25 protein-coding genes are annotated in these 26,064 nt (G+C 59.2%); 2 read left to right on the top strand and 23 right to left on the bottom strand.

Annotated elements, in window-relative coordinates:
• The coding region (locus HMPREF2724_RS06925; protein ID WP_141748357.1) for a WHG domain-containing protein at positions 1–999 on the bottom strand (999 nt) is incomplete at its 3' end.
• A 223-nt stretch (positions 1,000–1,222) separates the two neighbouring features.
• Positions 1,223–1,402: an antitoxin gene (locus HMPREF2724_RS06920; protein ID WP_061926171.1), complete on the bottom strand. Its 180-nt coding sequence runs from the start codon at positions 1,400–1,402 to the stop codon at positions 1,223–1,225.
• Between the two features lie 462 nt (positions 1,403–1,864).
• Between HMPREF2724_RS06920 and HMPREF2724_RS06915 the strand changes: the two genes are divergently transcribed.
• A complete protein-coding gene (locus HMPREF2724_RS06915; RefSeq protein ID WP_070588181.1) occupies positions 1,865–3,130 on the top strand; it encodes a site-specific DNA-methyltransferase in 1,266 nt (421 codons plus the stop codon).
• Positions 3,131–3,135: 5 nt separating this feature from the next.
• Here HMPREF2724_RS06915 and HMPREF2724_RS06910 read toward each other — a convergent pair whose 3' ends face one another.
• The 3 genes from HMPREF2724_RS06910 to HMPREF2724_RS06900 all read right to left on the bottom strand — a co-directional run bounded on the left by HMPREF2724_RS06910 (position 3,136) and on the right by HMPREF2724_RS06900 (position 7,401).
• A complete protein-coding gene (locus HMPREF2724_RS06910) occupies positions 3,136–4,071 on the bottom strand; it encodes a CE1 family esterase (RefSeq protein WP_246816163.1) in 936 nt (311 codons plus the stop codon).
• A gap of 103 nt (positions 4,072–4,174) precedes the next feature.
• Positions 4,175–5,926: an ABC transporter ATP-binding protein gene (locus HMPREF2724_RS06905; protein ID WP_070587952.1), complete on the bottom strand. Its 1,752-nt coding sequence runs from the start codon at positions 5,924–5,926 to the stop codon at positions 4,175–4,177.
• Positions 5,926–7,401: an ABC transporter transmembrane domain-containing protein gene (locus HMPREF2724_RS06900; protein ID WP_070587950.1), complete on the bottom strand. Its 1,476-nt coding sequence runs from the start codon at positions 7,399–7,401 to the stop codon at positions 5,926–5,928. The genes HMPREF2724_RS06905 and HMPREF2724_RS06900 overlap by 1 nt, the downstream gene beginning before the upstream one ends.
• 68 nt (positions 7,402–7,469) lie before the next feature.
• Between HMPREF2724_RS06900 and HMPREF2724_RS06895 the strand changes: the two genes are divergently transcribed.
• Complete coding sequence (locus tag HMPREF2724_RS06895) at positions 7,470–8,273, top strand: class I SAM-dependent methyltransferase (protein ID WP_070587948.1); 804 nt, start codon at positions 7,470–7,472, stop codon at positions 8,271–8,273.
• An 18-nt stretch (positions 8,274–8,291) separates the two neighbouring features.
• On the opposite strand, the gene HMPREF2724_RS06890 is transcribed toward HMPREF2724_RS06895, so the two are convergent.
• The 18 genes from HMPREF2724_RS06890 to HMPREF2724_RS12405 form a co-directional block, all read right to left on the bottom strand.
• On the bottom strand, positions 8,292–9,677 hold the full coding sequence (locus HMPREF2724_RS06890) for an anaerobic C4-dicarboxylate transporter (RefSeq protein ID WP_070587946.1): 1,386 nt from the start codon (positions 9,675–9,677) through the stop codon (positions 8,292–8,294).
• A gap of 133 nt (positions 9,678–9,810) precedes the next feature.
• Entirely contained in the window at positions 9,811–11,454 is a 1,644-nt protein-coding gene (gene der / locus HMPREF2724_RS06885; protein WP_070455587.1) for a ribosome biogenesis GTPase Der, read from the bottom strand.
• Positions 11,447–12,142, bottom strand: a complete 696-nt coding sequence (gene cmk, locus HMPREF2724_RS06880) for a (d)CMP kinase (protein WP_070455594.1) — start codon at positions 12,140–12,142, stop codon at positions 11,447–11,449. Before cmk ends, der begins: the two co-directional genes overlap by 8 nt.
• An 11-nt stretch (positions 12,143–12,153) precedes the next feature.
• Positions 12,154–13,086: a pseudouridine synthase gene (locus HMPREF2724_RS06875; protein ID WP_062040699.1), complete on the bottom strand. Its 933-nt coding sequence runs from the start codon at positions 13,084–13,086 to the stop codon at positions 12,154–12,156.
• Between the two features lie 76 nt (positions 13,087–13,162).
• On the bottom strand, positions 13,163–13,708 hold the full coding sequence (gene scpB / locus HMPREF2724_RS06870) for an SMC-Scp complex subunit ScpB (protein ID WP_061926143.1): 546 nt from the start codon (positions 13,706–13,708) through the stop codon (positions 13,163–13,165).
• Positions 13,709–13,787: 79 nt separating this feature from the next.
• Positions 13,788–14,585 (bottom strand): segregation and condensation protein A, encoded by a 798-nt coding sequence (locus HMPREF2724_RS06865; RefSeq protein ID WP_061926140.1) that lies wholly within the window; start codon positions 14,583–14,585, stop codon positions 13,788–13,790.
• Between the two features lie 11 nt (positions 14,586–14,596).
• The gene (locus HMPREF2724_RS06860) at positions 14,597–15,475 is read right to left on the bottom strand and encodes a ParA family protein (RefSeq protein WP_201040812.1); all 879 of its coding nucleotides are present in this window, start codon (positions 15,473–15,475) and stop codon (positions 14,597–14,599) included.
• Positions 15,476–15,588: 113 nt separating this feature from the next.
• Positions 15,589–16,668: a hypothetical protein gene (locus HMPREF2724_RS06855; protein ID WP_070497061.1), complete on the bottom strand. Its 1,080-nt coding sequence runs from the start codon at positions 16,666–16,668 to the stop codon at positions 15,589–15,591.
• Positions 16,669–16,709: 41 nt separating this feature from the next.
• Positions 16,710–17,606, bottom strand: a complete 897-nt coding sequence (gene xerD, locus HMPREF2724_RS06850) for a site-specific tyrosine recombinase XerD (RefSeq protein WP_070432944.1) — start codon at positions 17,604–17,606, stop codon at positions 16,710–16,712.
• Positions 17,603–18,241, bottom strand: coding sequence for an NUDIX domain-containing protein (locus HMPREF2724_RS06845; protein WP_070432945.1), 639 nt, complete (start codon positions 18,239–18,241; stop codon positions 17,603–17,605). Before HMPREF2724_RS06845 ends, xerD begins: the two co-directional genes overlap by 4 nt.
• Positions 18,242–19,162, bottom strand: coding sequence for a copper transporter (locus HMPREF2724_RS06840; RefSeq protein ID WP_070455591.1), 921 nt, complete (start codon positions 19,160–19,162; stop codon positions 18,242–18,244). It lies immediately after the preceding gene.
• Positions 19,162–20,346 (bottom strand): putative cytokinetic ring protein SteA, encoded by a 1,185-nt coding sequence (gene steA, locus HMPREF2724_RS06835; protein ID WP_062034945.1) that lies wholly within the window; start codon positions 20,344–20,346, stop codon positions 19,162–19,164. Before steA ends, HMPREF2724_RS06840 begins: the two co-directional genes overlap by 1 nt.
• 26 nt (positions 20,347–20,372) lie before the next feature.
• Positions 20,373–22,049, bottom strand: coding sequence for a DNA repair protein RecN (gene recN / locus HMPREF2724_RS06830; RefSeq protein WP_070587943.1), 1,677 nt, complete (start codon positions 22,047–22,049; stop codon positions 20,373–20,375).
• A gap of 33 nt (positions 22,050–22,082) precedes the next feature.
• On the bottom strand, positions 22,083–22,964 hold the full coding sequence (locus HMPREF2724_RS06825; RefSeq protein ID WP_061926116.1) for an NAD kinase: 882 nt from the start codon (positions 22,962–22,964) through the stop codon (positions 22,083–22,085).
• Entirely contained in the window at positions 22,961–23,770 is an 810-nt protein-coding gene (locus tag HMPREF2724_RS06820; RefSeq protein WP_061926114.1) for a TlyA family RNA methyltransferase, read from the bottom strand. The genes HMPREF2724_RS06825 and HMPREF2724_RS06820 overlap by 4 nt, the downstream gene beginning before the upstream one ends.
• On the bottom strand, positions 23,770–23,931 hold the full coding sequence (locus HMPREF2724_RS12875) for a hypothetical protein (protein WP_162839580.1): 162 nt from the start codon (positions 23,929–23,931) through the stop codon (positions 23,770–23,772). Before HMPREF2724_RS12875 ends, HMPREF2724_RS06820 begins: the two co-directional genes overlap by 1 nt.
• Positions 23,922–24,905 carry an HAD-IIA family hydrolase gene (locus tag HMPREF2724_RS06815; RefSeq protein ID WP_061926111.1) on the bottom strand — a complete coding sequence of 328 codons (984 nt, stop codon included), beginning with the start codon at positions 24,903–24,905 and terminating at the stop codon, positions 23,922–23,924. The genes HMPREF2724_RS12875 and HMPREF2724_RS06815 overlap by 10 nt, the downstream gene beginning before the upstream one ends.
• A gap of 2 nt (positions 24,906–24,907) precedes the next feature.
• A complete protein-coding gene (locus HMPREF2724_RS12405; protein WP_061926108.1) occupies positions 24,908–25,927 on the bottom strand; it encodes a tetratricopeptide repeat protein in 1,020 nt (339 codons plus the stop codon).
• Positions 25,928–26,064: the final 137 nt, after the last annotated feature.

The raw sequence follows: 26,064 nt of genomic DNA, 5'->3' as shown, positions 1-26,064 counted from the left end.
CGCCTTCATCGTACTAAAACCGAGACTCTTCCCGCCTGCGTAACGCATCTGTTCGCGGAGATGCTCGTGTGCGATGGCATCGATATGACTTTCCAATAAGGAAAGGAGCTTTTGATCTCCCTCTATAAAATGCGTCGCCCGGTCGAAATCGATACCAGCACGTTCGGCGGCAGTGCCGAGATGCATATTGCTAAGGCCGGAGGCGACGATGTCCTCCACCGCGCCGCGCAGTAGAGCCCTAACTACTTCCCCATCGTTGCCGCGTGGCAAATCTTTGGCGCGAATTCTTTTATCAGCTGGGAGGCCACCTCCCATCGCAACTGGATCCTGCGGAGGGATAGCACCGTGCGCGAAACCTACTGCCAACCCGGCGCTTAGGTAGTCCAAACAGGCATTGAAAGTCTGCTTCTTCGCGGTTGGCGAAAGATGTCGAAGCACGCCCGTGGTACACAGATGGGAGATACCGTGGACACCAACCAAAAGGCTCACGGCTTGGATACGGACCAAGTCTGCATCGCGCGGTCCGCCAGCTTCCTCTATGCAATCGCGTGCGATGTTGAGCAGAACATCCAGCGTGGGGCGCTTGCCGGAGCGCTGGAGATAATCATCGAAGCTCAGCTCATAAGAGTGCAGGCTCGGAGCTGCTTGCGTAAACGTGAAGGCGTCGAAATAGACCGGATGCTTCTGCGCGAACTCGAAAAAGCCAGTAGCCATGGCTCGCATACGATCGAGCGCCGTGGCATCAGGGCTTAAGTACTTTTCTTGCTCATCTAGATAGTGGATGACCAGTTTGTCGAGGTAAGCTTTAGCCTCATCAGCCAATTGCTCATCAGATGCAAAAAGCTTCTTCGCCTTTTTGACCTCAACATCGGTCTGTTCGGCGACGGTACACACTGCAACGGCATCGCGTCCGGCGCGCGCAATGACGCGAACTGCCAGATCTAGCATGCACTGTCGTGGCGAACCCGAGGCCAAGCGAGCATCTACAGGTGTATTCACGCACTCCACCCTACTGTGGTCTAGGTATCCGTTCCGGGAAAATTGATGCGCTCAGCATCAATTAAGCAAACACATATGACATAGCCAACATGTCCGAGCTTTGCCCTCCGATGGAGGTGCCGGCCTAAAACCCACAAAGCTCCCAGCAAACCAAGTTGCCGAGAGCTTTGGATTAATTCACCGAGATTGGGACACTGGCTAGGCCCCAATCAAACAATAAGCTTTAGGCGCCAGCGTTGCCGATCTGGTCATCGAGCTTGTCGCGACCCTGCTGAATCTTGTCAGCCTTGTCCTCGCCGAACTTCTGCTCTGCCACCTCAGCAGCCTTGTCGAGGCCCTTATCGGAGATCTGCTCGCCCTTGTCGGAGTTCAGTGCGTCCTTTGCCTTGTCGAAGATACCCATTTAGCATCCCAACCTTTCTAAAATACTTTCGATATATCTTTCACCGCACTCCCCGATGAAGGCTAAACCCCTTCATCGCGAATGCTTTTTCCACGCTACATACGTTTGCCAGTTCATGCCATAAAGAATTATTTAAAGACGGGAATAGGCCCGCCATTTCGGACAATCGCAGTCCATCCACCTTTCCTTAAAATTTTCAGATTTCTCAGGATTCACCTGCAATAACACCCCCGAGTCCACCCCCGGTTTTAAGTATTTATTCCAGCAATATAAGAGTCAACAAATTAAGTAAAATTAGGGGATGCTAGCGTAGCAGAACATCACGCAAATGCTCCTGGCGGTCGTTTTCTGGCGTTTTCCATCGGAACGCGCGCAAACTTGCAAAAATGAAAGCCGCGGCATGGGAGGATGACCCAGCCCCCATCATTTCCCCCACCACCAAAACTCATCCGCTTTTCAGTCATGACTTCAACCCACAGCGACTCCGCGAGCTCTCCAACTGCCGATTTCCAAGCCCAAGAGGAATTCTTTGGGCTTGTCTGGCCAGGCAAGGCGCAAGCAGCAGAACAAGCCAAAATTGCGACCACCAAGCAAAAGATTGCAGTGTCAACGCCGGCAGCTTGTTCCAATTCCATTGTCGAAGGCGACAACCTCGACGCGCTCAAGCTGATGGTGGCAGATGGCTTTGCTGCCGATGTCATCTACATCGACCCTCCGTATAACACCGGCAAAGACTTTGTTTACAAGGACAATTACCGCAACCGCCGCAAAATGAACTCCGGCAGCTATAGCGGCTGGCATGCGCAGTGGCTGTCTATGATGCTCCCCCGGCTCATCCTCGCGCGACAGGTCCTCAAAGACACCGGTTTTATCTTTGTCTCCATCGGTGAAGATGAAAGTGCCAACGTACGCAAAGTGCTGGATGAAATATTCGGTGAGAACTGTTTTGCCGGACAATTGATCTGGAAAAAGGGCGGGACTGGAAAGAACGACTCCAAATACGCGGTGGTCGAGCACGAGTACATTTTGGTTTATGCCAAGTCCCCAGCTAACCCCGGTTTCAACGCCGATTCTGAAGGGCATACCACGACCAAGTACAACTTCAGCGACGAGAAGGGAAACTATTCGCTGGTCCGCCTGGACTCCAAGACACTGGGTTATCTTCCTTCCCTAGACTTTCCCATCGCTGATCCCCAAGGCCGCGAATACTGGCCCGACCAGCCAGCCGGCAAAGACAAGGTCGCACGCTGGCGCTGGGGCAAAGATAAGGTCGAGGCCAACTATGAGCAATTGGTCTTTCGACGCGGCTTTGTCTACACGAAGAACTATCAGAAAAAGGGCGCGCGGCCACGTTCCATCCTGGACGGTGAACGCTTTGGCGTCACACGCGCTGGACGCCGCGATGCGGAGGACGTCATGGGAGTTCAGGGCGTGTTCGATTTCCCGAAGCCAGTGCGCCTTATCAAGCACCTCATCGCCATCGCCGGCGGTCCCGACGCCGTAGTGCTTGATTTCTTCGCCGGATCCGGCACTACCGCTCAGGCGGTCCTGGAACTCAACAGCAGCGACGGCGGCTCCCGCAGCTTTCACTTGGTCCAGATGCCGCAACCTACCGATAGCAAAGGCCCGGCTTTTGCCGCGGGGTACAAGACGGTCGCAGACATTTGCGTCAGCCGCGTCGCCGCCGTACCAAACGCTAAGTTTGCACACTACGTCCTGCAGGATTAGCAAGACTACTTCGTTTTCTTGCCAGATTCTGGGTCAATGGTGCCTGCGGGGCGACCTGGAATACCGAAGAAATCGAGAACGCGGTCTGTGGCAAAGCCCTTGCCTACCTCCGCGCGATCGTCGGCAAGCCCGCCCGGCCAGATATGCGAGCCGCCGCCGATACGGATGTGCTGCAGCGGAGCCTTACAACCAATCCACGTTTGCTGCAGAGCGTTGTTAACCAGCTGCGTCGTTGAGATCTGCGTGGTGCATTCATTCCGGCGCCGGTTTTGCTCCATGACTTCCGCTACCGAATCGTACTTAGTGGCATGACGGGTTCCGCCGTAGTACTCCACCACGGGGTCATCGGTGCCGTGCATATCGAGGCGGCCGACTGGGGCTTCCGAACAGCCCTGGTGAATGCCCTCATAATAGGCCGCAGACACCGTTGCGATAGAGCGGAAAGTCTCCGGCATACGGCACGCCAAAAAGGCAGCAAATCCACCGCCGTTGGATAGGCCCGCGGCAAAGATACGGTCATCATCTACCGCATAGGTAGCACGCAAGCTATCAACCATGTCTGCAACGAATTTAAGGTCTTCTTCCTCGCTCGTTTTCGCATAAGGCGCCGGCGTCCAAGCATTATCCTCACCTTCTGGATAAACCAGAATGGCCTTCGCGGAGTTGAACTCCGTATAGCCCTCAATGGTCTTGGGTTTCTCGCCCCAACCGTGGAAGACCATCACCACTGGCCAGCGCTTATCCGCGTCATAGTCTTCCGGCACATGCAGCAGGAAGTTGCGGCCATTCGGCATATTAATCTGCTTGGTTTGACCTGGCTCCGGGCCATCCAAAGGCGCTGAGACAGGGATGCCGAGGTCAGAGTCCTTATCCCAGAGCGTTCCGGACTCTGGCGCAGGCTCCTGCGTTGGCGTTGCCGAACAAGCTGTGGCAAAAGCCAAATTTAGACAAAACAGCACAAGCAGTGATTTCTTTAGGCTGCTCCGAGTAGAGCTGGCAAAAGCCCACCACAAGTTGGAACAACGAGCATTAAGGGACACCTTCTTAGTCACGTCCTTTCTGCCACGCGTTCCACAATTGTTGATATCGGCCTTTAGAATCTAGCAGCTGCGCATGAGTGCCCTGTTCAATCACACGGCCATCTTCCATAACCAGCACACAATCAGCCTTGGCGGCTTGGTCAAGACGGTGGGCAACCATAAGTGACGTGCGTCCTTTTGTGACGGCATCGGCAGCCGCGTCGAGTGCGCCCGCACCACGCGAACCGGCCTCCGCAGTTGCCTCATCTAGCACCACGATTGCCGGATCCAGCAACATGATACGAGCCAGCGCCAGTTGTTGCGCTGCAACGGGGTCCAGCTGAATGCCCCAAGCGCCCACGACTGTATCAAGGCCATCGGCCAAGTCCTCAACCCAGTGCGCCTGCACGGCACGCAGTGCCTGCCAGATTTCCTCATCACTGGCATCGGGTTTTCCCAGGGACAAGTCATCGCGCAGCGTGCCGGAAAAGACGTGGACTTCCTGGGAGACCATGGCCAGGCGGGTAACTCGCTCGGCGTCGGAAAGCCGCGAGACCTCTACCCCATCAACCTTGACGCTGCCAGCACTCGGCACGCGCAGGCCAGCCAGCAGCGCCGCAACTGTAGTCTTTCCCGCGCCGGAAGCACCCACCAGTGCGATGGACTGGCCTGGCGCGATGCTGACGTTGACATCACGCACCGCCCACGCGTTATCGCCATAGCTAAAGCTAACGTCCTCCATCGCGACCTCACCGCGCGGAGCCGGAGCACCCGCGGGCGGAATTGCCGCGGGCGGATCCGTGGTAACGCCAACGATGCGTGCGAGAGAGGCATAGCCCGACTGAACCGTATCCAGCACGCGCATAAGCCCGAGCAGCGGGCCACGCAGACGGATAAGCATCAGCATCGCCGCCGTTACTGAACCCACCGTCATCGCGCCCTGCGTTGTGACCCAAAAGCCCACCAAAAGGCCGACGCTCAACATCACCAGCTCCACGGTGGTGATCCATAGCTGCAAGACCATCATCGTGCGCCTTGCGGCGAAGCCATGCTCAACTACTTCACGGGACGCGCTATTGATGCGATCACGCATCTGTGGCTCCATCTGATAGGCCCGCACAGTGGCACGGCCGCGGATTGTCTCCAGGATGCGTCGCGCACGCTCCGCCATGGAGGCGCGCTCGTCTGCATAGCGCTGCGGCGCATGGCGCAAGTAGTTGCGCGCGGCAAAGAAATAAATCGGCGCGGCACAAACCACCACCAGCAAGAACTGCCAGTCCAGGGTTACCAGGGCGATGGCGGTAGTACAGATGGCAAACAGCGAGCTCGTAAGAACCGGCACTGTCTCTGTCACGGCGGAGGAAAGCTCGGCGACGTCATCCGTTGAACGTGAGACTAAATCGCCTGAGCCAGCCTCCTCCACGCGGTGGACCGGCAGGCCCAAGGCCGTGCCGACAGTCTCCTCGCGCAGGTTCGCAATTACTCGCTCAGTAACGCGCGATAGTAGGTAGAAACCGACTGCGGAAAGCCCCGCCGAGGCAATCGCAACCACGATGAGCCCAATGCCAATGCCGCTGAGACTGCGCAGCTGCCCGCTCTCCTCAACTACCGCATCGACAATCTTGCCCAGCAGCACCGGGATATAGACATTGGCCACCGCGCCACCGGTAAGCAATGCCAGCGCCAGGAAACAGACCTTGCCCGCATTCGGTAACGCCTTCACGTGTTCGCCCACCCTGCGGCGGACCTGTGGCCAGGTTGCAGTAGGAAAACGCATTAGATGTCCTCCCCTTCGCTCGCATGCGCGGCTGCAGCAGGCTCGCTCACACTATCGGCCACTGCGGTCCATGCAGGAGCATTGGTATATACCACGGTGATCATCCCGCGGCGGGCGTCACGCACGCGCTCAGCGACGACCTGTTCTGTCACCGAGTCCAGCGCAGTGGTCGGGTCCTGCAGAACGAGTATCTGGGCATCAGCCGCTATGGCGCGCGCCAACGCAACGCGCTGACGCTGACCACCAGACAGCGCACCGCCGTTTTCGCCGACCTCCTTTTCCAGACCGCCGGGAATATCCTCCGCCGCCGCGACATGCAGCGCTCGTTGCGCCGCAGCCTTATCCGCAGCAATGTTGGACGCAACGGAACCTGCAAAAAGATCCGCCGCATGCGGAGCAACTAGGTAACGATTCCGCGGCAGGTCAACAAGTTCCTCAGGCGCCGCCCCCTTGATGACGTGCAGGCCAGGCTGCCAGCCAGGATCCCTAGCATCCGCCGCCTCACGGAAAGGCGCGTTGAGCAAAGCCGTAATGCGGCGACCACTGGCTTGCGCAGCCGCCCACCGCGAGGCAATGTTTTTGCCCATCATCGTCATCGGCGTGATGACGAACTGCGTTAGGCCGACCACTGTAATGAGTTGCCCAACGCTCATCGCGCCCTTTACCGCCATCGCCGCGGCGGCCAAAGCCACCACGATGACGTAAATGGAACCGACCGCTTCCGTCGTGGCATTCAGCCGCGCGCGGGCACCGTTGGCAGAAACCGTCTTTGTATAGGCCGTGTCCGATACCAACGAATAACGGCGCCGCACCGTCGCGATAGCGCCTAGGCCTTTCAGAATGCGCAGGCCGTCAACCACATCGGTGGCCATCGCGGAAGCTTGTGCCAGGGCAGCCTGACGCGCGCCCGAGCGCCGCCGCAAAGGCTTCGCCGCACGCAGAGAAAACCAAACCACCAGCGGTCCCCCGAGCAAGATCGCAATTCCCAGCGCCCAATTAACGCGCGAAGTCATCACCGCGACGTAGACAATGGCGCTAACTTCCGCCACGGGAAAGACAGTCATGATGACCGCATCAGACACGCGCTTGGTATCTGAGGACGCGATGGACAATAACTCGCCCGCCGTATGTTTAGCACCGCCAATCCCACGGGGATCCTGAATGCGATCCGTCACCGCCATGCGCAAGTCATGGCCAACCTCCAGCATGGCTCGGGAAAACATTCCGCGCGCGCACCATGCCGCCGACGCATTAACGCAAAAAATAGCAAGCAAAATCCCCAACCAGCGCAGCAAAGAGGAAAAGGACTGATAAGCAATCGCTCCATCGATAGCGTTTCCTACAACAACTGGGGTCATGCCGTTGCACAAGAATGAAACGGACATCAATACGGCCGCAGGGATCGTCTTTTCGCGCCGAGAAAACACGGTCTTTAAAAGCCACCGTGAATCCTGAGGTACGGGAAGTCTCGACATGGTGACCCATTCTATTTCAGCTTGGATAATTTTCCGGAACCGTCTAACACGGTAGGTTATAAGTCCATATGACTTCTCAACTGCCCAACCCCGCGCACTATCCGAGTTACCGCAAGGCCTCGGAGAAGCAAACCCCTACCTTCAAGGGGGCGGAACATCGTACAGCCTCCGCACGTGCTTTCGTGCAGGGCGCCGATAACTACCATGACGTGCGCCCCAGCTACCCTGCCGAAGTAGCCGCACTAATAGCGGATGCCCACACAGTGGTCGATATCGGCGCTGGCACCGGCAAGCTCACGCAGACCCTGCACAATCCCGTCGTTCTGGCCTGCGACCCTTCCCCCGACATGACGCGCGTGCTGCGCACCCAGCTTGGTATTCCAGCCTGGCGGGCGGTGGCGGAGAGCACTGCGCTTGCCGACGCCTCCGTGGACGCCATTGCCTGCGCCCAGACCTGGCACTGGGTCGATGTGGAAAAAGCCTGTAGAGAATTCGATCGCATCGTGCGGCCAGGCGGCAAGGTGCTTCTAGTGTGGAACCCCCTCGACGTCGGCGCCGTCCCGTGGATCCTGCGCCTGGCCCGCATCATGCACTCCGGCGATATCCAGCGCCCCGGCTTTCTCCCCGAGCTTGCCCCTCCCTGGGAAATCGAGCGCGAACTGCGGCTTAACTGGGCGCATACGCTCTCCCCGGAACAGCTACATCAATTGATGCACACCCGCTCTTATTGGCTGCGCAACGGAGAAAAGATCCATGAGCGCATGACCTATAACCTTAATTGGTACCTCTTCGAGCACATGGGCTTTGCACCCGGCCAGCTAATCGACATCCCGTATCGCACGGATGCCTTTTTGCTGCGCCGAGCGCACTAGAACCAGAAGAGTCTAGAACTAGAGAAGTACTGTCGCCAGCAGGGAGCCCACGACGCAGGAGGTAAACACCGAGATCGCGCCGGGGATGATGAAGGAATGGTTTACCACGAACTTGCCAATGTGCGTGGTGCCGGTGCGGTCGAACCCGATGCAGGCAAGGTCCGAAGGGTAGGTCGGCAGGATGAAGTAGCCATAGGCGGCACCGTAGAAGCCAACAATGATGGCTGGGTCAATGCCCAGGGACAGTCCGATCGGCGCAATGGCTACCAGAGCGGCGGCCTGGGAGTTGACCAGCTTGGACACGACGATCAGGACGATGGCATAAGCCCACGGAGCGGACTCCACAATTCCGCCCAGATTAGATTCCAGAGAGTCGATGTGGGCTTCGAAGAAGGTATCGGCCATCCAGGCCACGCCGAAGACCGAGAACACTGCGGTCATGCCCGCCTTGAACACTGGCGTGGAGGCGATCTTCTTGTTGTCGACGTCGCAGAAAATCAGGATGATTGCACCGGCAACCAGCATGACCATTTGAATGACCAGGTTCATCGACAGGGCCTTCAGCTCGCCGTCCTCATTCGGGAAGGAAGGACGCAGGACGTCGAATGCGCCCAAGATGACCACGATAGCGATGGCGGATAGGAAGACTGCAACGGAGCGCTTTGCCGACGCCGGGAATACCTCGTCCAGCAGGGAGTGGCTGGAGGCGGAGATGGTCTTGGCAAACTCTGGATCCTTCATCTTCTCTTGGAAGACCGGGTCCTTATCAAGGTCTTTACCGCGACGCAGCGACCAAAGGGCAGCCAGGAAGACGCCGGAAAGCGATGCCGGAATGGCGACCATGAGGATCTGCGGGATGGAATAAGACGTGCCGGTGATACCAGCGTTCTCAGCAATAATGGAGGCAAGGGACACCGTAGCAACGGAAACTGGCGAGGCGGTGATACCCATTTGCGCAGAGATCGAAGCAACCGCCATTGGGCGCTCCGGGCGAATGCCCTTCTTCAGGGCGATGTCCTCGATGATGGGAAACATCGTGTAGACCACGTGGCCGGTACCGCATAGAACGGTCAGGAACCAGGTGGTAAGCGGAGCCAAGATGGTGATGCGTTCTGGATGCGCACGCAGGAATTTCTCCGCGAACTGCATCATCACTTCGAGGCCCCTCGCCTGCTGCAGCGTAGCCGCACAGCCAATGACGGCGATGATGGTCAGCATCACGTCCACCGGTGGCTCGCCCGGAGCTAGGCCGAAGACGAAGACCATGACGATAAGGCCGATGCCGGAGATAAGGCCCAAGCCGAGGCCGCCGTAGCGGGTGCCGAGCAACAGCGCGGAGAGAATGACGATGACTTGAAGAACGATCGCCACTACTGAGGCGGGATCGAGAACTGAGGCTAACATGTCGTGCCTTTCGGAAAACCAAATCAATTACACATATTTAAATTATTCGAACGGGCATAACATCACAGAACCAAAAAGGCGAGCTATTCGTCACACCTTGCGGGGGTGGAAAATAGCTCGCCTTTTGATCGCGTTAGCGCTTAGAGTTCTTACCGCGACGCTCGCGCACGCGCACCGCGATGCGCACCGGAGAACCGTGGAAGCCGAAACGCTCGCGGAACTTGCGCTCCAGATAGCGACGATAACCAGCGTCCAAGAAGCCAGTAGTAAACAGCACTATTGTTGGCGGCTGCGTCGATGCCTGCGTAGCAAAGAGCACGCGCGGCAGGCGGTTGTTCTTCATCGGCGGCGGGTTCGCAGCGATAGCCTCACGCAGCCAGTTGTTAAGCTGGCCGGTGGATACACGCTGATCCCAGCTCTCCAGGGCCTCGATCATCGCCGGCTCCAGGCGCTGCAGGGCGCGGCCGGTCTGCGCGGAGATGTTGACGCGGGTAACCCATGGCAGGTGGCGCAGCTGCTCGTCGATCTCGCGATCCAGGTAGTAGCGGCGGTCCTCGTCCATCAGGTCCCACTTGTTGAACGCGATGACTAGAGCCTTGCCGGATTCGAGAACCATGTTGAGCACACGCTGGTCCTGTTCAGAGACCTCCTCGGAGGCGTCGATAAGCATGATGCACACCTCAGCAGCGTCAATTACGCCGCGGGTACGCAGCGAAGCGTAATACTCGTGCCCTTGCGCGTTCTTGACTTTCTTGCGCAGGCCAGCAGTATCGATGAACTTCCAGAGACGCTGATCAAGCTGCACCAGTGAGTCAACTGGGTCGACCGTAGTACCCGCCACATTGTCCACGACGGAGCGTTCCTCGGAGGTCAGCTTATTCAGCAGCGAGGACTTACCAACGTTCGGCTTACCCACCAGCGCCACGCGACGCGGTCCGGAAGTAATCGAAGAATGGCGCGGCTCCTCGGGGAAAAGACGCAGGATCTCATCGAGAACGTCCGCGCCACCGCGACCATGCTGCGCAGAAACCGGCCAAGGATCGCCCAAGCCCAAAGCGTAGAACTCGGCCATATCGGCGTACATGGTCTCAGAATCGAACTTGTTGGAGACCAAGATGACCGGAACCTCGGACTTTTGCAGCTTGCGTGCCATAACAGAGTCGGTCTCGGTGATGCCGACCTTCGTGTCGACCACGAAGACGATGACATCTGCAGTTGCCATGGCCTGCTCTGCCTGGCGAGCAATAGCAGCGTGGATGCCCTTGACGTTCGGGTCCCAGCCGCCAGTGTCCTGGACGAGGAAGCGCTGGCCGTTCCAGTCTGCGATATAGGAAACGCGGTCACGGGTAACGCCTGGGTGATCCTCCACCACTGCCTCACGGCGGCCCAAGAAACGGTTTACGAGGGAGGACTTGCCCACGTTTGGGCGACCAACAACAGCCACGGTGCAGAGGTTTTCCTCGGTGTGGGAATCCTGCACGCCGAAGGCACGGGAAAGTTCTTCCCACTCCTCCTCGCTCATTGGCTCTTCGCCGTCAGACTCATAGTCTTCACCGAAGTCGGCGTCGCCGAACTCGGAATCATCAAACTCACCGTTCTCGAGCTCCGACTCGTCGAATTCGTAGTCGAATTCTTCGGCATCGAAATCGCTCGGGGCCCAGCCGCCGTGCGGGTCACGGGCTACTTCTTCTTCGAGCTTTCCCACTGGATAGTGGAACTGGGTATCGAAGTCGCCTGCGGCGTTATTGTCTTCTTGACCTGCAAAACCCTTAGACATGTGCAGACTCCTTCACAATTTCGGTGAGAGCGTCGAGGACCTCTTCCAGGCTCATGAAAGAGGTATCGACGAGGGTGGCGTCTTCAGCTGGACGCAGCGGCGAGGTGGCGCGGGAAGAATCCGCGGCATCACGGCGCTCGACGTCTGCCAAGACGGTGGCGAAATCAGATTCCAAGCCTGCGGCGAGGTTCTGATCGTGGCGGCGCTGGGCGCGTACCTCAGCGGAGGCGGTCATGAATGCCTTCGCCGGGGCGTCGGCAAGCACCACAGTTCCGATGTCGCGGCCTTCAACGATGGCGCGGTGCGCATCCCGGGCTAGCTTGCGCTGCAGCTCCACCAAGTTCTGGCGAACCTCGGGGACCGCCGAAACTGCGGAAACGTTGCGGGTGACTTCGTCCTCACGGATGACGCGGGAGACGTCCTCTCCGTCGAAGAGGACCTGCTTGGAATCCGGATCATCGGAGACCTCCAGCGGCAAGTCTGTAGTGGTCTTGATGACCGCATCCGTGTCAGCTGGGTCGATGCCAGCGCGCAGAACTGCGAGCGTGGCAACGCGGTACATGGCGCCAGTGTCGACGTACTTTGCGTCGAGGCGCTTAGCCAAAGCACGGCAGGTGGTGGACTTGCCGGTGCCGGAGGGACCGTCGACGGCCAGGATGAGGCCGCCTTCAGGCATGTTTGAAATCATGTTTCCTTCCATTACATCCCCACCGCCTTGTAAAGGCTGGCCAACTCGCTGGAGTTGAGCGCACGCAAGATACCTGGCTTCATCTCGCCCAGCTGCAGGGTGTGCAGCTTGGTGCGAACCAGACGCTGGACTGGGAAGCCAGCTTCCTTGAGCATGCGGCGGACGATGTGCTTGCGGCCCTCGTGCAGTTCAACGCGAACCAAGGAATAGCCTTGGTTCTTGTCCACGACCTGGACATAGTCGGCCTTTGCCAAGCCGTCCTCGAGCTCCACCCCTTCCTTCAGGGTTCGTACCAAGCCATTGCCAGCCTCGCCTAAAACGGTAGCGAGGTAGGTCTTGCGCACCTCGTACTTCGGGTGCATCAGGCGGTTGGCCAGCTCACCATCATTGGTGATGAGGATAAGGCCCTCGGTATCGGCGTCCAGACGGCCGACGTGGAACAGACGCTGGCCTGCGGCCACGCGTTCACCGATGAGGTCGCCGATGCAGGGGCGGCCCAGTTCATCGCTCATGGTGGACTGCAGACCGCGCGGCTTGTTGAGGATGAAGTACTGGGTTTCCTCATTGACGTTGATGCGCACGCCGTCGACGCGGATGATGTCCACGTTTGGGTCGACGCGTACGCCCTGCTGCATGATGATCTTGCCGTTAACCTCAACGCGGCCGGCATCGATCATGATTTCGGCGTGACGGCGGGAGGCAACACCTGCCTTGGCCAAGACCTTCTGGAGGCGTTCGCCCTTGGAGTTATTCGACTTGCCTTCGGTCAGCCAATCTGCGCCCAGTTCGCGGGCGACGGAATCTGCGGTGGCCTTCTTTTTCCTATTTGCGCGTTCACGCTTGTCGACGTGTTGATGGCGGGCCGGCTTCGCATTGGAGACAAGCATCTCGCTGTCTCGCTGCTTCTTTTCCGGTGTGCCGTCTCGGCGAGCGGGTGGGGTCACAATAAGTGTCCTTATCAGTAGAAGTTATGAAGTTACCTGCGCAATGCTACCCCACTGCCGCGCACCGTGCGAATACCTAATATTCGGAATCGATCTGTTCCATATCCGGCAAAAGCGGTGCAAGATCCGGCAGGCGCTCCAGCGAGTCAATGCCCAGCAGCTCCAAGAAAAGCTCGGTGGTTTCGTAGCGGTGTGCTAGGCCTTCCTGCGGCAGCTCGCGTACGAGACCACGCACGGTGAGCGTGCGCATCACACCATCGACGTTGACGCCACGCACCGCAGCAACCTGGGCGCGGGTGACCGGCTGGCGATAGGCAACCACAGCAAGGGTTTCCAGCGCCGCACGGGAGAGCTTGGTCTGCGAGCCATCAAGCAAGAACTCTTCTACCGCATCCGCGTTTTCCTGGCGGGTATAAAAGCGCCAGCCCTCCGCCGTCTCGCGCAGATCAATCCCCGATCCGCGGGAATCGAATTCGCGTTGGATCGCCCGCAAGTGATCACTGACCACGGACTCCTCTAGGTCGAGCGCGCGAGCCAAAGACTCAACGGAGGCCGGCGAATCAATCACCAGAAGAATCGATTCAAGGCGCGAACGTTGCTGCGAGATTAGCGGAAGTTCCATGCCGGATACTGTACTGCACCGACACAGCTGGCCTAATGCGAGCCGGCATTAATCCCAGGCCGGGATTTACTCCACCGGTCTAATCCCAGTTGGAAGCCGCCACCACGGCAGGGTCCACGTCGAGACCGGTCCAGCTAAGTTCCAGTGGCCCGAGGGACTCTGGCTGCTCGGCGTCGACAGCCTTGGCCTTGTAGAGCTCCAGCAATGCCAAGAAGCGGCCGACAACCTCCATCGAGACGGTGCAATCACGCGTGAGAGCAGCAAAGCTCATCCACTGGCCCTCGCCCAGCAACTTAAGTGTGCTGAGGATCTTGCCGGCCTGTTCCGGCACAGACACTGCCACTTGGTGAATATGGCCCGTAGCCACCTCATCCGGCGGCTTGGGGCGGAATACGCTGGCAGCCAGCTCGGCAAACGAGGCCGGCGTATGGCCCAGGCGGACCGGCGGGAGAAGTTCCACGAAAGCCTTCTCCATGGAGACGGCACGCGGATAGCGGCGCCGCGCCTGTCGCTGCCATTGGGCGAATTGGTCGGCAACTTGCTTATAAGCCTTGTACTGCAGAAGCCGGGCGAAGAGAAGGTCGCGCGTTTCGAGCAGCTCAAGGTCTTCCAGATCGTCGACATCGCCGCGCGGCAAGAGGCGGGCCGCCTTCAAATCCAGCAACGTGGCAGCCACGAGAAGAAACTCGGTGGTTTCATCCAAATCTGCAGTAGCCCCCAGCTGGCGGGTGTACGCGACGAACTCATCGGTGACCTCAGAAAGCGCCACTTCAGTTACGTCCAACTTTTTCGACTGAATCAGCTGGAGCAGCAGATCAAAAGGGCCCTCGAAGTTGCGCAGTGCAATTCGAAAGCCCGTAATCTCCGGTTGGGTCACGGATAAACTTCCTAGACGGTGGAGCGCTCAATAACCTCTTTAGCGAGGTTGCGGTATTGCTGCGCCGCCTGGGAGCTCGGTGCCCAGCTGGTAATCGGCTCACCGGCCACGGAAGTCTCCGGGAAACGGACCGTACGCGTGATGACGGTGTCGAAGACCTTGTCACCGAAGTACTCGACAACACGGTCCATGACCTCGCGGGCATGCTTGGTGCGGCGGTCAAACATGGTGACCAGGATGCCCATGACCTCAAGGTCGAAGTTAATGCGCTCGGAAACTTTGTCCACGGTATCGGTCAAAAGAGCCAGACCGCGCAAGGAGAAGAACTCGCACTCCATCGGAATAATGACGCCCTGGGAACACGCCAAAGCATTGACCGTAAGCAGGCCCAAAGAAGGCTGGCAATCAATGATGATGAAGTCGTAATCACGGCGAATCGGGCGCAGCGCACGGGCCAAGGTGTGCTCACGGCCAACCTCGTTGACCATCTGAATCTCGGCGGCCGACAAGTCAATGTTGGCCGGCACAAGGTCGAGGTTCGGTACACCAGTGTGCTGGATGGCGGAATGGATAGAAGTCTGGCTATCCAACATCACGTCATAGATGGTGTCCTCGATTTGGTCATGGGTCAGGCCCAAGCCTGCGGACAGTGCACCCTGCGGGTCCAAGTCAACGAGCAAGACTCTACGGCCCAGCTCTGCAAGGCACGCGCCCATGTTGATGGTCGAGGTGGTCTTGCCAACGCCACCTTTTTGATTACACATCGAGATGATGGTTGCTGGCCCGTGCTTTTCCAACGGAGCTGGATCTGGCAGCTCACGGATTGGACGCCCAGTCAGCCCCACCTGCGCTTCAGAGGCTGCAAACAGTCCCTCTTCGCCCACAGTCACACCTGCTTCCTTGACCACAAATCGATCACCAATGCCACCCGATGCGAGTGGCTGATTACAACGTTGTGATTATAGAGTACCCGCTTTGACCCTTTTGTCGCGATAAAGCGTACCTATCCAGCCTCTTGGCTTGATTTACGGCGACGCGAAAGCAGCCATCCCAGCACAATTAAGAGCAGAACGCCGCCGGCACCAATAGCCCACGGAAGAATCGAAGAACCATTCTTCGAATCCGCATTGGCACCTTCACCGGAGCCATTGTCAGGGTTGGGCACTTCCCCGGCAGTTTCCTTATTTGGGTCCGTCAGCGTCACTACGAGCACCGCCGCGTTATCGGAATCGCGGACCAGCTCCATGATGAACGGGTTATCCGGGGTTTGGCCTTCCGGATAGGTCAGTTCAAGCGTGCGCGAGGACTTATCCACCTTGCGCTTAACGCCCTTGATGAACTCGCCCTTCGCATTGAGATAGCGCAACGTAACGCCAGCCTCGTCGGTGTCCTTGAAGCGGTTATACAGATCCAGCGCCTGCATCACACCCATTTGCGCCGTGATGGTCTGGCCTTCAATCGTTGCATCCAGGTTGATGTACTCCGCCTGCGACACATCGACTCCACCTGCTGCCGCCGGATTATTCGCAGGGTCACCGCCTGGCACACCGCCCTGGGTGCCATTGCCACTAGCAGCGCCACCATCAGCGCCAGTCCCGGAACCAGAATCTTCACCAGCAGAACCACCGTCGCCGTTATCACCGCCGCCAGCGCCTTCACCAGTGGCACCGCCACCAGGCGGGCCACCGGCAGCACCACCGCCGCCATGCAGCACTGCCCCGCCGTCTCCGCCATTGGCGATGTCCTCGCCTGCATTATTCAGGTCTTCCTGGGTGACCGAACCATCGGCCACGAGCGTCAGGCTAATGGTCGTGCCTTCGTAGGTTACCGGCACCGTGACTTGGCCGCCTTCGGGCGGTGCGGTAATCGTGGCTGATCCGCCGGAGGCATTGATGTTCCAGCCCTCACCGGCATAACTTACGTCCACAGGGACCGGTAAAGACACGGTCGAAGTTTGGCCCGCTGGGACAGAGACTGAGGCGTCCTGTGCCTGCGCAGGCGCTACCGCCAGCACCATCGCCACTACCGCTGTTGCGGCAGCCAGCTTTGCCCCGCGCGTTACACCGGCAAGATTTTTCAGCATGTTCTACTTACTTTCCTGTCTATTTTTAAATTCGTTTAAGCCTAAGCCCTGGGATGCGCCGTGCGCCAGACTTCGCGCAGAGAATCCGCAGTGACGTGGGTATAGATCTGAGTCGTTGTCACCGAGGAATGCCCCAGCAGCTCCTGCACGGTACGCACGTCCGCACCGCCTTCTAATAGGTGCGTGGCAAAGGAGTGGCGCAGCGTGTGCGGTGAGATTGACTTTTTAATCCCGGCCCGCGCGGCGGCCTGTTTCAACACCGCCCATGCGCTTTGGCGAGACAGAGACCCACCGCGCGTATTGAGAAATAGTGCATGGGACTTGCCCTTCGACAGAACCGGCCGGCCCCGCACCAAGTACTCCTCCACGGCCTTTTGCGCCTGTGATCCCACCGGAACCAAGCGCTGCTTATCGCCCTTACCGGTTAACATCAACATGCCATCGTTTTCGGTTACATCATCAACAGTTAAAGAGGTGACCTCCGTGATGCGTGCACCCGTGCCGTAGAGCAATTCCAGCAGCGCACGGTCGCGAATATCAATCGGAGTGGCCACTTCCCCCGTAGGCACCGAATCGAGTAGCTTTTCTACCTCCTCAATCTGCAGGGTTTCCGGCAGGTGCTGCGCATTCTTCGGAGGAGTCACTTCACTAGCCACATCCACATCGAGGATGCCCTCAGCCACGGCGAACTTGTGCAGCCCACGGGCGACGATGAGAGCCCTGCTTGCCGACGACGCGGCCATCGAGCCGCGCAAAAACTTCAGGTAGTTTTCAACCATGCCACGGTCGACTGCCGCTAAATCATCCACCCCATTGTCAGCCAGCCAGCCCAAATAGCGACGCACATCCCTGCGATAGTTGCTCAAGGTATTGGCCGAAGCGCCTCTTTCCACCGCTAGGTGGTTGAGCCACGTCGCAGCTAGTCCCTCCGCCTTCACAGCTTCTTCAAGTCAGGGCCAGGGCGACGCGCAGCCATCGCGGTCGGGCGCAGCTCGAAAGGCTCGTCCACGCTACGCGTCTTGCGGCCGCCGCGATAAACAACATAGGCCGCCAAGATGCCGGTGGCCGCTATCGAATTGACGATGTCACCAGAAATCACTCGATCGACCGCCTCATCAAGCGGCACCCACGCGAAGTCCATGTCGGCTTCCTCATCGCCTTCAGCATCCATTCGCGGGACAGCACTTAACCCACGGGATAAAAACACGCGCACGGCTTCCTCGCAGAAGCCCGGCGAGGTGATTATATCCGCAAGCACGGACCAGTCTTCAGCGGCCAACCCGGCTTCTTCCTGCAGTTCCCTCTTCGCTCCGGTGAGTTCGTCCTCCCCCTTGATGTCGAGCAAGCCAGCAGGAAGCTCCCACAGGCGCCTATCCGCACTACGGCGATATTGATTGACCATGGCGATGCGCTCTTCATCATCCACCGCGACGATAGCCACAGCGCCAAAGTGCTCTACTACCTCACGGTAGGCGGTGGTCCCGCCCGGCATCACTACTTCGTCCCGGCGCACTGCGATAATCGGGGCGTCGAGAAGCAGCTCACTGCTGCGTACCTCGAAGTCATGAGCCATTTAGAGATCCTCCGGCAGGCTCGGCGCCGCCGCATCGGCTGAGGAAGCAGCACCATAGGCACCCTTGCCTCCGTCGAGCTGCTCCTTTGCCGCCATAACCGCAGCCATGCGCGAGGTGGTGCGGTCGATGGAGTCCACCGTCGAGATATCGGATTTGGCCTCACGCAGCTTGCCAATGACGCGATCTTCGGCAGCCTGCTCTACGCGTGTTGCCACCACAGTGTTTCCGCCGGCCGCGTCTAGGGCCTCTAGGAAATTGACCGTCTGATCGGTGTAGTAACCAGGAAAGCCCTTACCACCGACGTAAACCACGGCCTGTGCAGGCAAAATAGTCCCGTCTTCATAGTCGATATAGCCAGCATCGCGCAGCGCCTGCAGCAGGTTCGCACGGTCCTTGGTAGAAGATAGTGGCTCGGTGGTCTTCGGGTCCATCAGCAAGGCCGCGGCCAGCGCCTGACCGGAGTGCGTGCCTGCATCTACCTTCTTGGGATCAAGCTTGGCACCCGCCGGCAATGCGCTAGTAACCAAAGAAAGCAGCTTATCCGCGCCCTCCTGGCGGTAGAACTCGTCCGTTAGCTTAATCTCGCCAGCGTCTTCGGCATCCGCAGACTTGAGCAAGCTACGGATTGCGCGCACGTCGCCCTCGCTGGCTTCCCCAGTAGAGATAACCAGCACGGGACGCTGCGCCAAGCTGCCATCAACTACGACGGGAGCCAGTTTGTCAAGGACGGAGTCGCTAGAGTCTGCCTGTGCCTTAAGCACTTCCTCATTCTGAGCCTTCTTCTGGAACTCCTCGCGTAGCGATGAATCGCCTCCGGCGCCGCCCGACGGCATATTCGGAGCAATCGCCAGCGCCCCCAAGGCCACGCCCACGGCGGTGCCGAAACCAAGACCAGCAACAAGAAGTGACTTACCCGCCATTACTTAAACCATCCTTGCACGCTCAAAGCAAAGTTATTCCAGGTATCGATGAGGTTCTGACCGAAGGAAGCGTCGCCGCCCAAGCCCACGATGATGACTATCACGGCCAGCGCAACCAGGATGCCAAGCAGAGCCCAGAGCCATCCGATGCCGCCGGAGCTCGGGTTGGTGTAAAGGTTGATGACGGAATCGGCATCCACCAGGCGCGTGCCCGCCTTCATACGGGAAAGCATCGCAGCCGGAGTAGCGTGCTCTTGCTTAGCAAAGATATCGTCCAGGTCCAGGGAGCGCCCGACCTGCACAATCATCTGGGCGCCGTGATAATCAGCCAGCAGCAACGCAAGATCGGTGGCGGAGTCTGTTGCCGCCGGGAAGGTCATCGCACCGATGCCTAGGTCTTGGATGCGCTCAAGGCCCTCCGCGGTGCCGTCTGGATCTGCAGGCAAGATAACGCGCGCACCGCAGCGCAGAGTCTCGGAGCTAATCTCGGAAGGATCACCGACAATAAAATCCGGCTTATAGCCCAAATCCACCACGGTATCTGCTGCAGAATCCACACCAATGATGATCGGTTCGTATTCGCGGATGAAGTTGCGCAGCAGCTTCACCTTGTTGCGATGGTCCGTGGACGGCGAGACAACCAACACCTTGCGGCCTGCCATCTCAGTGCCGGAATCCGGAACGCCCAGGCCGTCGATAAGCAGCGGACCCTCGGAATGGATGAACTCGATGGAGTTGCCGAAGAAAGCCTCCATATGGTCAATCAGCTCGCGTTGTGCGGAGGAAAAATTCTTCTCGGCCTTCTCGCGGCTCACAACCTTGCCCGTGGCCACCTCGGTATCGCCAATGAAGACGGCGCCTTCCTCATTAATCCGCGCCTTCTTGCCGTCCTTAAAGCTGGAGACGAATTCCTCGCCCACGCCCTCGATCAGGGTCACACCAGCGTCCAACAGCATGTGCGGGCCGTAGTTCGGGATGGACCCGGTGGTAAATTCTGCGACGTTCAGGACAGCTGCAGGCTTGATATCGACCAGCATCTGCGCTTCCTGACGGGAAATATTGGCGGCATTGATGACGGCAAAGTCACCTTCGACGAACTTCTTCATGCCCTTTCCGCCCGGGGTGCAGTCACGCAGCGCACCGTGTTCACCAGGCAGATCGGAGTTACGGGAAAACAGACTCATGTCTGCCATTGTCCCCCGTCACAAACTTAAATTGTGGAAGGCGCGCGGAACGCTGCCACTTCTGCCTGAGCGCGATCGAACAATTCCTGTGCATGCGCGCGGCCGGTCTCCGTATCATCCAGACCCGCGAGCATGCGGGCAAGTTCTTCTACCCGCTCGCTAGCGCTGAGATCGCTGACACCGGAGGTGAATTTCTCCTTCGAGACATGCAGGTGACTATCTGCATAGGCGGCAACCTGTGGCAGGTGGGGGACCACGATGACCTGGTTGGAGGTAGCTAGACGCGCTAGGCGACGCCCGATTTCTACCGCGGCGCGGCCGCCCACGCCGGCGTCGACCTCGTCGAAGACCATGGTCGCACCATCTCCATCCGCCAGTACGACCTCCAGCGCCAGCATGACGCGGGAAAGCTCGCCGCCAGAGGCCGCGCCTGCCAGCGGCTTGCCGTTGAGTTGAAACTCCACCTCGTCGGCACCGGTCTTGGAGTACTTCGCTTCCCGGATTTCCACGTTGAGCGCGGAATTCGGCATGGCAAGTCCGTGGATTTCCTCGGTGACCTGCTTACTTAGGTTCTTCGCGGCCTTCTTGCGGGCCTTGGTCAGCGCGCTGGCCTTAGCTACCATTTGTTTCTCGGCCTCCATGACCTTAGCCTTGAGCTCTTCCAAAACCTCGGCGGAGGTGTCCATGGAGTCGAGTTTTTCTGCCGCGGCGTCACGCCAAGTCAAAACGCCGTCGATGTCTGCGGCATACTTGCGGGTCAGCTGCTTCAGATCTTGCTGACGGCGCAGTGATTCTTCGAGCAGGTTTGGGTCGGCAGGAAGCGATTCTAAGTACGTGCCCAGCTCGGCGGCGATATCGGAGACCTGGCTGGTGATATCGCTCAATCGTTCGCCCAATGCCGCGAGCTCCTTATCGCTAGAGCCCACCAACGCGGTGCTGGCACGACCCAACAATGCGGAGGCAGCCTCGGCCTCGCCAAAAGAATCATCGCCGTCTACGGCCGAAAGCGCGGTCGCTGCCGCCTCGCGTAAGGTATCAACGTCCTGCAAGCGCTGGATGAGGGTAACAAGCTCGGTGTCCTCGCCCGGTTCTGGGGCGACCTCGCCAATTTCATTGATTGCGAATTGCAGGCGATCTACCTCTTGCGCCAGCTCGCGGCGCGATTCCGTGCGGCGCTTATAGTCCTTGGCGAGCTCGCGCCAAGTGCGGAAAGCTTCGGTGTAGGTATCGCGGACCTTTGCGATGGAAGGCTGCGAGCGATCAACCGCGGCCAATTGCTGTTCGGGGGCAAGAAGACGCAGCTGATCGTTTTGGCCGTGCACCGTTAAAACGTGGGAAGAAAAATCACCCAACGTTGCAGCAGGCACCGCGCGTCCGCCCAGGTAGGCGCGGGAGCGGCCAGCCGCCGACACCGTGCGGGAGGCAATATATTCGCCATTCTCGTCTGCGACGCCACCGACGGACTCCACAACCTCGGCGGCTGCCGCGCGACCTGTGGCAAAGCGCCCCTCCACTGCTGCTTTCTGTGCACCATCACGCACGCGGGAGGCGTCGGCACGCCCGCCAGCCAGAAGGCGCAGGCCGGTGACAACCATGGTCTTACCAGCGCCGGTCTCGCCGGTTAAGACGGTAAGACCTTCCGCGAACTCCGCCGCAGAGCGCTCAATGACGCCTAAGTCCTCGATAGTGATATCAACGAGCATGTCTGTGCCACACCTGCCTTTCTTTTAAAAAGCCTAGCTTTGCGGGCCGCGCCAGCCGTGCACTGGCAATCGGAGCTTAGATACCAACCTATCCGTAAAGGGTTGGTCATCCAGGCGCACCCACTTGACCGGATGCGCACCGCGGACCGCCTCCACACGCGAACCAGGCGGCATCGCGATTTCGCGGAAACCATCCAAGATGACGATTGCCGGAGAGGTAGCCGAGGCCGACTCTACCGCGACCTTGGACAGTGGAGAGACCACCATCGGCTTGGTAAACAGCGCGTGGGCGTTGTTGGGAACCACGAGGAGTGCGTCCAGGGATGGCCAGAGAACCGGGCCGCCGGCGGAGAAGGCATAGGCGGTGGAACCAGTCGGCGTGGAAATTAGCACGCCGTCGCAGCCAAAGGAAGATACCGGGCGGCCATCGATTTCCAAGATGGCGTCCAGCACACCGGAACGGTTGAGGTTTTCAATGGAGGCCTCGTTGAGTGCCCAACCGCGCTCGATGAGCTTGCCTGAGCGGTCAGTGACCTCGACGTCGAGAGTAAGGCGGTCCTCTACCTCGTAGTCGCAATCGATAACGCGCACGAGCGCGCGCTCCAAGGATTCCGCTTCCCATTGCGCGAGGAAGCCCACGTGGCCCAGGTTGATGCCCAACACCGGGACATCGACTGCGCGAGCCATGTCGGCAGCACGCAGGAAGGTGCCATCGCCGCCTAGGACGAGGACGAGCTCGCAGCCTGCGGCCGCAGCCGGGGTGTGCTCAACGTGCTGCAACTCTGGCAGCACGTGTTCCGGCGCGCTGACGCGGACCGTGATGCCGGCCTCCTGGAGAATCTCAGCAGCGCGGATAGTGGACTCGAGGTTGTCTGCACGGCTGGCGTGCGGGACAAGCAGAATTTCGCGCTTCACTGTGGCCCTTCCTCAATGGCGGTGCGCACCATCTCAGCGATATCTTCATCTTTGGTTACCTGGCCGTCTTTGACCAGCCACAGGAAATACTCCACGTTTCCGCTAGGTCCCGGGAGCGGTGAGGCTGCCACGCCTTTGACGCTAACCCCCAAGGTCTGCGCAAAGCGCGCCACCTCCTCAGTGACCTCCTGACGCAGCTCCGACGAACGAACGACGCCGCCAGCGCCGATACGGTCTTTGCCGACCTCAAACTGCGGCTTGACCATGGGCAGCAGCCATGCGCCCTCTGCCATCACATCGACGATGGCGGGCAAGACCAGCTTCAAAGAGATGAAGGAAAGATCACCCACCATGGCATCACAAGGCCCCTCGGTGATGTCTAGATCAAGATTGCGGATGTTGGTACGGTCGAGTACCTTTACGCGCTCGTCGTTCTGCAGGCGCCACAGCAGCTGTCCGTAGCCCACGTCGACGGAGAGCACCTCGCGAGCCCCTTTTCGCAGGCACACGTCGGTGAAACCACCGGTGGAGGCGCCGGCGTCGAGAACACGCTTATCTTTCAAGTCGACGTCGAAGGCCTCAAGCGCCCCGAGCAGTTTATGTGCTCCGCGGGAAGCCCAGTCATCATTGTCAGCCGCCTCAACCTTGATGGAGACTTCCGGCTCTACGACGGTCGCGGGTTTGCTGGCCTTGAATCCGCCCACGGTAACGCGGCCGGCCTTGATCATCTCGACGGCCTGTTCCCTAGAACGAGCGATCTTCCTGCGGACGAGTTCTGCATCCAAACGACGCCGTTGTGGTGGCATTAGTTCTCCTGCAAGGCCTCACGCAGCACGGCGTGGGCGTTATCTAGTTGGGCTACTTCTTCGCTGAGCGACGTCGCGGGCTGGCCCAGGACTTCAGACATCGCGGCGTCGACTTCCTCGGTCGCCATGACGGCGCGCGGATCGTGTGGCTTTATCGCCATGCAGCTACTGCCTTCTCAGCAAACTCGCTGCGCGGCTGGATATAGCGTGGCGGCTCAGGCATGGCCCAGGCAACCTCAAGAACGGTGCGCAGCGCCTGGATGGAGGTGGATTTTTCGTTTCCGCCCTGCAGCACAATGTCATATCCGTCGCAGCGGGCGCGGAAATCGCCCTGTGCGCCGGGCTTTGCCACCGCGACGGGCAGCGAGAGCTCGTGGAAGCCCGCACCGATGAAGTTCGGGCGCTGGGCTACCGGAGCCTCGATGAGCTCCAGCTCTCCCGATACACCGGTGAGCACGTGGAAGGTGTCCATCGCCGCTGCATTGCCACCGGCAATATCGGTGTCTAGGCGGTCGCCCACGGCAAGAGGTTTCTTCGACCCGACCTTTTTCGCCGCGTAGGTAAACATTGCAGGCTCCGGTTTGCCGGCGGAGATGGGCTCCACGCCAGTCGACGCCGCGACTGCCCCCACGAGGGCACCATTGCCCACGGCGAAGCCACGCTCGGTGGGCAACGAGGTATCCAGATTGGTGGCGAAGAACTTAGCGCCGTTGTTGATGGCGTAAGCAGCTTCGGATAGCTCCTTCCAACCAATCGCCTTATCCATTCCCTGGACCACTGCTGCGGGCTTATCCTCGGCGCTGTCTACCACCTGGTATCCAGCTTCACGCGTGAGCGTGCGGAAGGACTCTGCACCGATAACGAGAACCTTGGAGCCAGCCGGGATTTCCGAGGCCATGAGCACCAAAGAAGCCTGAGCGGAAGTCACGATGTGTTCCGGATCGGCTAGCAGACCGATCTCAGAAAGCATCGAAGCCACAGCCTCCGGGCTCCGGGAGGCATTGTTGGTGACGTAAACGGCGGGAACGCCACAGGAGTTAATAACATCCACGACGCAGCGCAGCGGCTGGCCGCCTTCCCAAACGGTGCCATCGAGGTCGAGCAAAAGCGAATCGTGGGCTTTGAGAATATTCATGACTAGATCTCTGCTAGGCGTTCGGCGGCGTCGGTCCAGTCTCCTTCATCAATTTTGACTGCATGCTTGAACCACTCCTTGGCCTCGTCCTTGCGGCCTGCTTCCAGCAGCGCATTGGCGTAGGCATAGGACAAGCGGCATGCGGAAACACCGCGGTCTTCCTTGTTGGGGTTAGCGCGCTGCATGGTCACAACAGCAGACTCTGCCTGACCCATATCGATGCGTGCGCCGGCGACGACGATGGCAAGCTCGATTGCGGAATCGCCATCCAACTCGCGTGCTTCCTCGCTGCGACCAAGCTCGACCGCTTTTTCCGGACGCCCCAGGCCGCGCTCACAGTCAGCCATTACGGCCAGCAGACCTGGACCACCGGAGATTCGACGGGCTGCGCGCAACTCCGACAGGGCTTCCTTCCATTCGCCCGCGTGGTACGCCGCGACACCATTGGCCTCGCGGGCGACGGCTACACGACCGGCACGGTCCTTGGCGGCTCGCGCATGACGCAGTGCCAGCTTTGGATCATCATCCATCCAGGTGCCGGCCATAATCAGGTGCTTAGCGACGGCCTCCATGTTCTCCTTGGACAAAGAGCGCAGGTCCTGCAGCACCGACGGATCCAAGTCCTCGATGTTGATATCGGAAGGCAGGTCTGGGTCAGTCATACGACGGTTAATGCGCTCTTCGCGGTAACCGGAACGCTGCGGATGTGCCCTATCGAAGCGCTTACCGCCATTACCGCGACCGCGGCGATCATTACCGCGTGCGTCATTGCGACGGTCGTTGCCTCGACGCTCGTCGCGATTTCCACGGCCACCGCGATCGTTGCGGTCACGAGAGCCATTACGGCGCTCCCCATCCCAACCGTCGCGGCCGCCGCGACGGTTATCACGGCTATCGCGGTCCTCACCACGACCGTAGCCACGGCCACCACCACGGCGGTTGTCACGGCCACCGTTCTTGCGGTCACCGTAGTTCCCACGGCCGGAGCCGCCCTTACGATCGTTGAAACTGCGCTCAGACATCTAGCCTTACTCTCTTCTTGATTAAAACTCGTCCGTTACTACCGGCCTAGTTTACAGGCCATAAAGGACAAGACAGAAACCTCCACTCTACGCACCACAAGCGCTAGAACCAAGCGGGGCCCTATCCTAATCAACCA

Origin of the sequence: Corynebacterium sp. HMSC071F07 (assembly GCF_001810285.1) — a bacterium.
GTDB lineage: Bacteria > Actinomycetota > Actinomycetes > Mycobacteriales > Mycobacteriaceae > Corynebacterium > Corynebacterium simulans.
Note: the sequence above shows the minus strand (reverse complement) of the source record. Positions and strands in the feature narration are given on the sequence as shown.

Bases quoted from the DNA above. Each gene is read 5' to 3' on its own strand.
- HMPREF2724_RS06920 (WP_061926171.1), bottom strand. From the start codon at position 1,402: ATGGGTATCTTCGACAAGGCAAAGGACGCACTGAACTCCGACAAGGGC.
- HMPREF2724_RS06915 (WP_070588181.1), top strand. From the start codon at position 1,865: ATGACTTCAACCCACAGCGACTCCGCGAGCTCTCCAACTGCCGATTTC.
- HMPREF2724_RS06905 (WP_070587952.1), bottom strand. From the start codon at position 5,926: ATGCGTTTTCCTACTGCAACCTGGCCACAGGTCCGCCGCAGGGTGGGC.
- HMPREF2724_RS06900 (WP_070587950.1), bottom strand. From the start codon at position 7,401: ATGTCGAGACTTCCCGTACCTCAGGATTCACGGTGGCTTTTAAAGACC.
- HMPREF2724_RS06895 (WP_070587948.1), top strand. From the start codon at position 7,470: ATGACTTCTCAACTGCCCAACCCCGCGCACTATCCGAGTTACCGCAAG.
- HMPREF2724_RS06890 (WP_070587946.1), bottom strand. From the start codon at position 9,677: ATGTTAGCCTCAGTTCTCGATCCCGCCTCAGTAGTGGCGATCGTTCTT.
- der (WP_070455587.1), bottom strand. From the start codon at position 11,454: ATGTCTAAGGGTTTTGCAGGTCAAGAAGACAATAACGCCGCAGGCGAC.
- cmk (WP_070455594.1), bottom strand. From the start codon at position 12,142: ATGATTTCAAACATGCCTGAAGGCGGCCTCATCCTGGCCGTCGACGGT.
- scpB (WP_061926143.1), bottom strand. From the start codon at position 13,708: ATGGAACTTCCGCTAATCTCGCAGCAACGTTCGCGCCTTGAATCGATT.
- HMPREF2724_RS06855 (WP_070497061.1), bottom strand. From the start codon at position 16,668: ATGCTGAAAAATCTTGCCGGTGTAACGCGCGGGGCAAAGCTGGCTGCC.
- HMPREF2724_RS06845 (WP_070432945.1), bottom strand. From the start codon at position 18,241: ATGGCTCATGACTTCGAGGTACGCAGCAGTGAGCTGCTTCTCGACGCC.
- HMPREF2724_RS06840 (WP_070455591.1), bottom strand. From the start codon at position 19,162: ATGGCGGGTAAGTCACTTCTTGTTGCTGGTCTTGGTTTCGGCACCGCC.
- steA (WP_062034945.1), bottom strand. From the start codon at position 20,346: ATGAGTCTGTTTTCCCGTAACTCCGATCTGCCTGGTGAACACGGTGCG.
- recN (WP_070587943.1), bottom strand. From the start codon at position 22,049: ATGCTCGTTGATATCACTATCGAGGACTTAGGCGTCATTGAGCGCTCT.
- HMPREF2724_RS06820 (WP_061926114.1), bottom strand. From the start codon at position 23,770: ATGCCACCACAACGGCGTCGTTTGGATGCAGAACTCGTCCGCAGGAAG.
- HMPREF2724_RS12875 (WP_162839580.1), bottom strand. From the start codon at position 23,931: ATGGCGATAAAGCCACACGATCCGCGCGCCGTCATGGCGACCGAGGAA.
- HMPREF2724_RS06815 (WP_061926111.1), bottom strand. From the start codon at position 24,905: ATGAATATTCTCAAAGCCCACGATTCGCTTTTGCTCGACCTCGATGGC.
- HMPREF2724_RS12405 (WP_061926108.1), bottom strand. From the start codon at position 25,927: ATGTCTGAGCGCAGTTTCAACGATCGTAAGGGCGGCTCCGGCCGTGGG.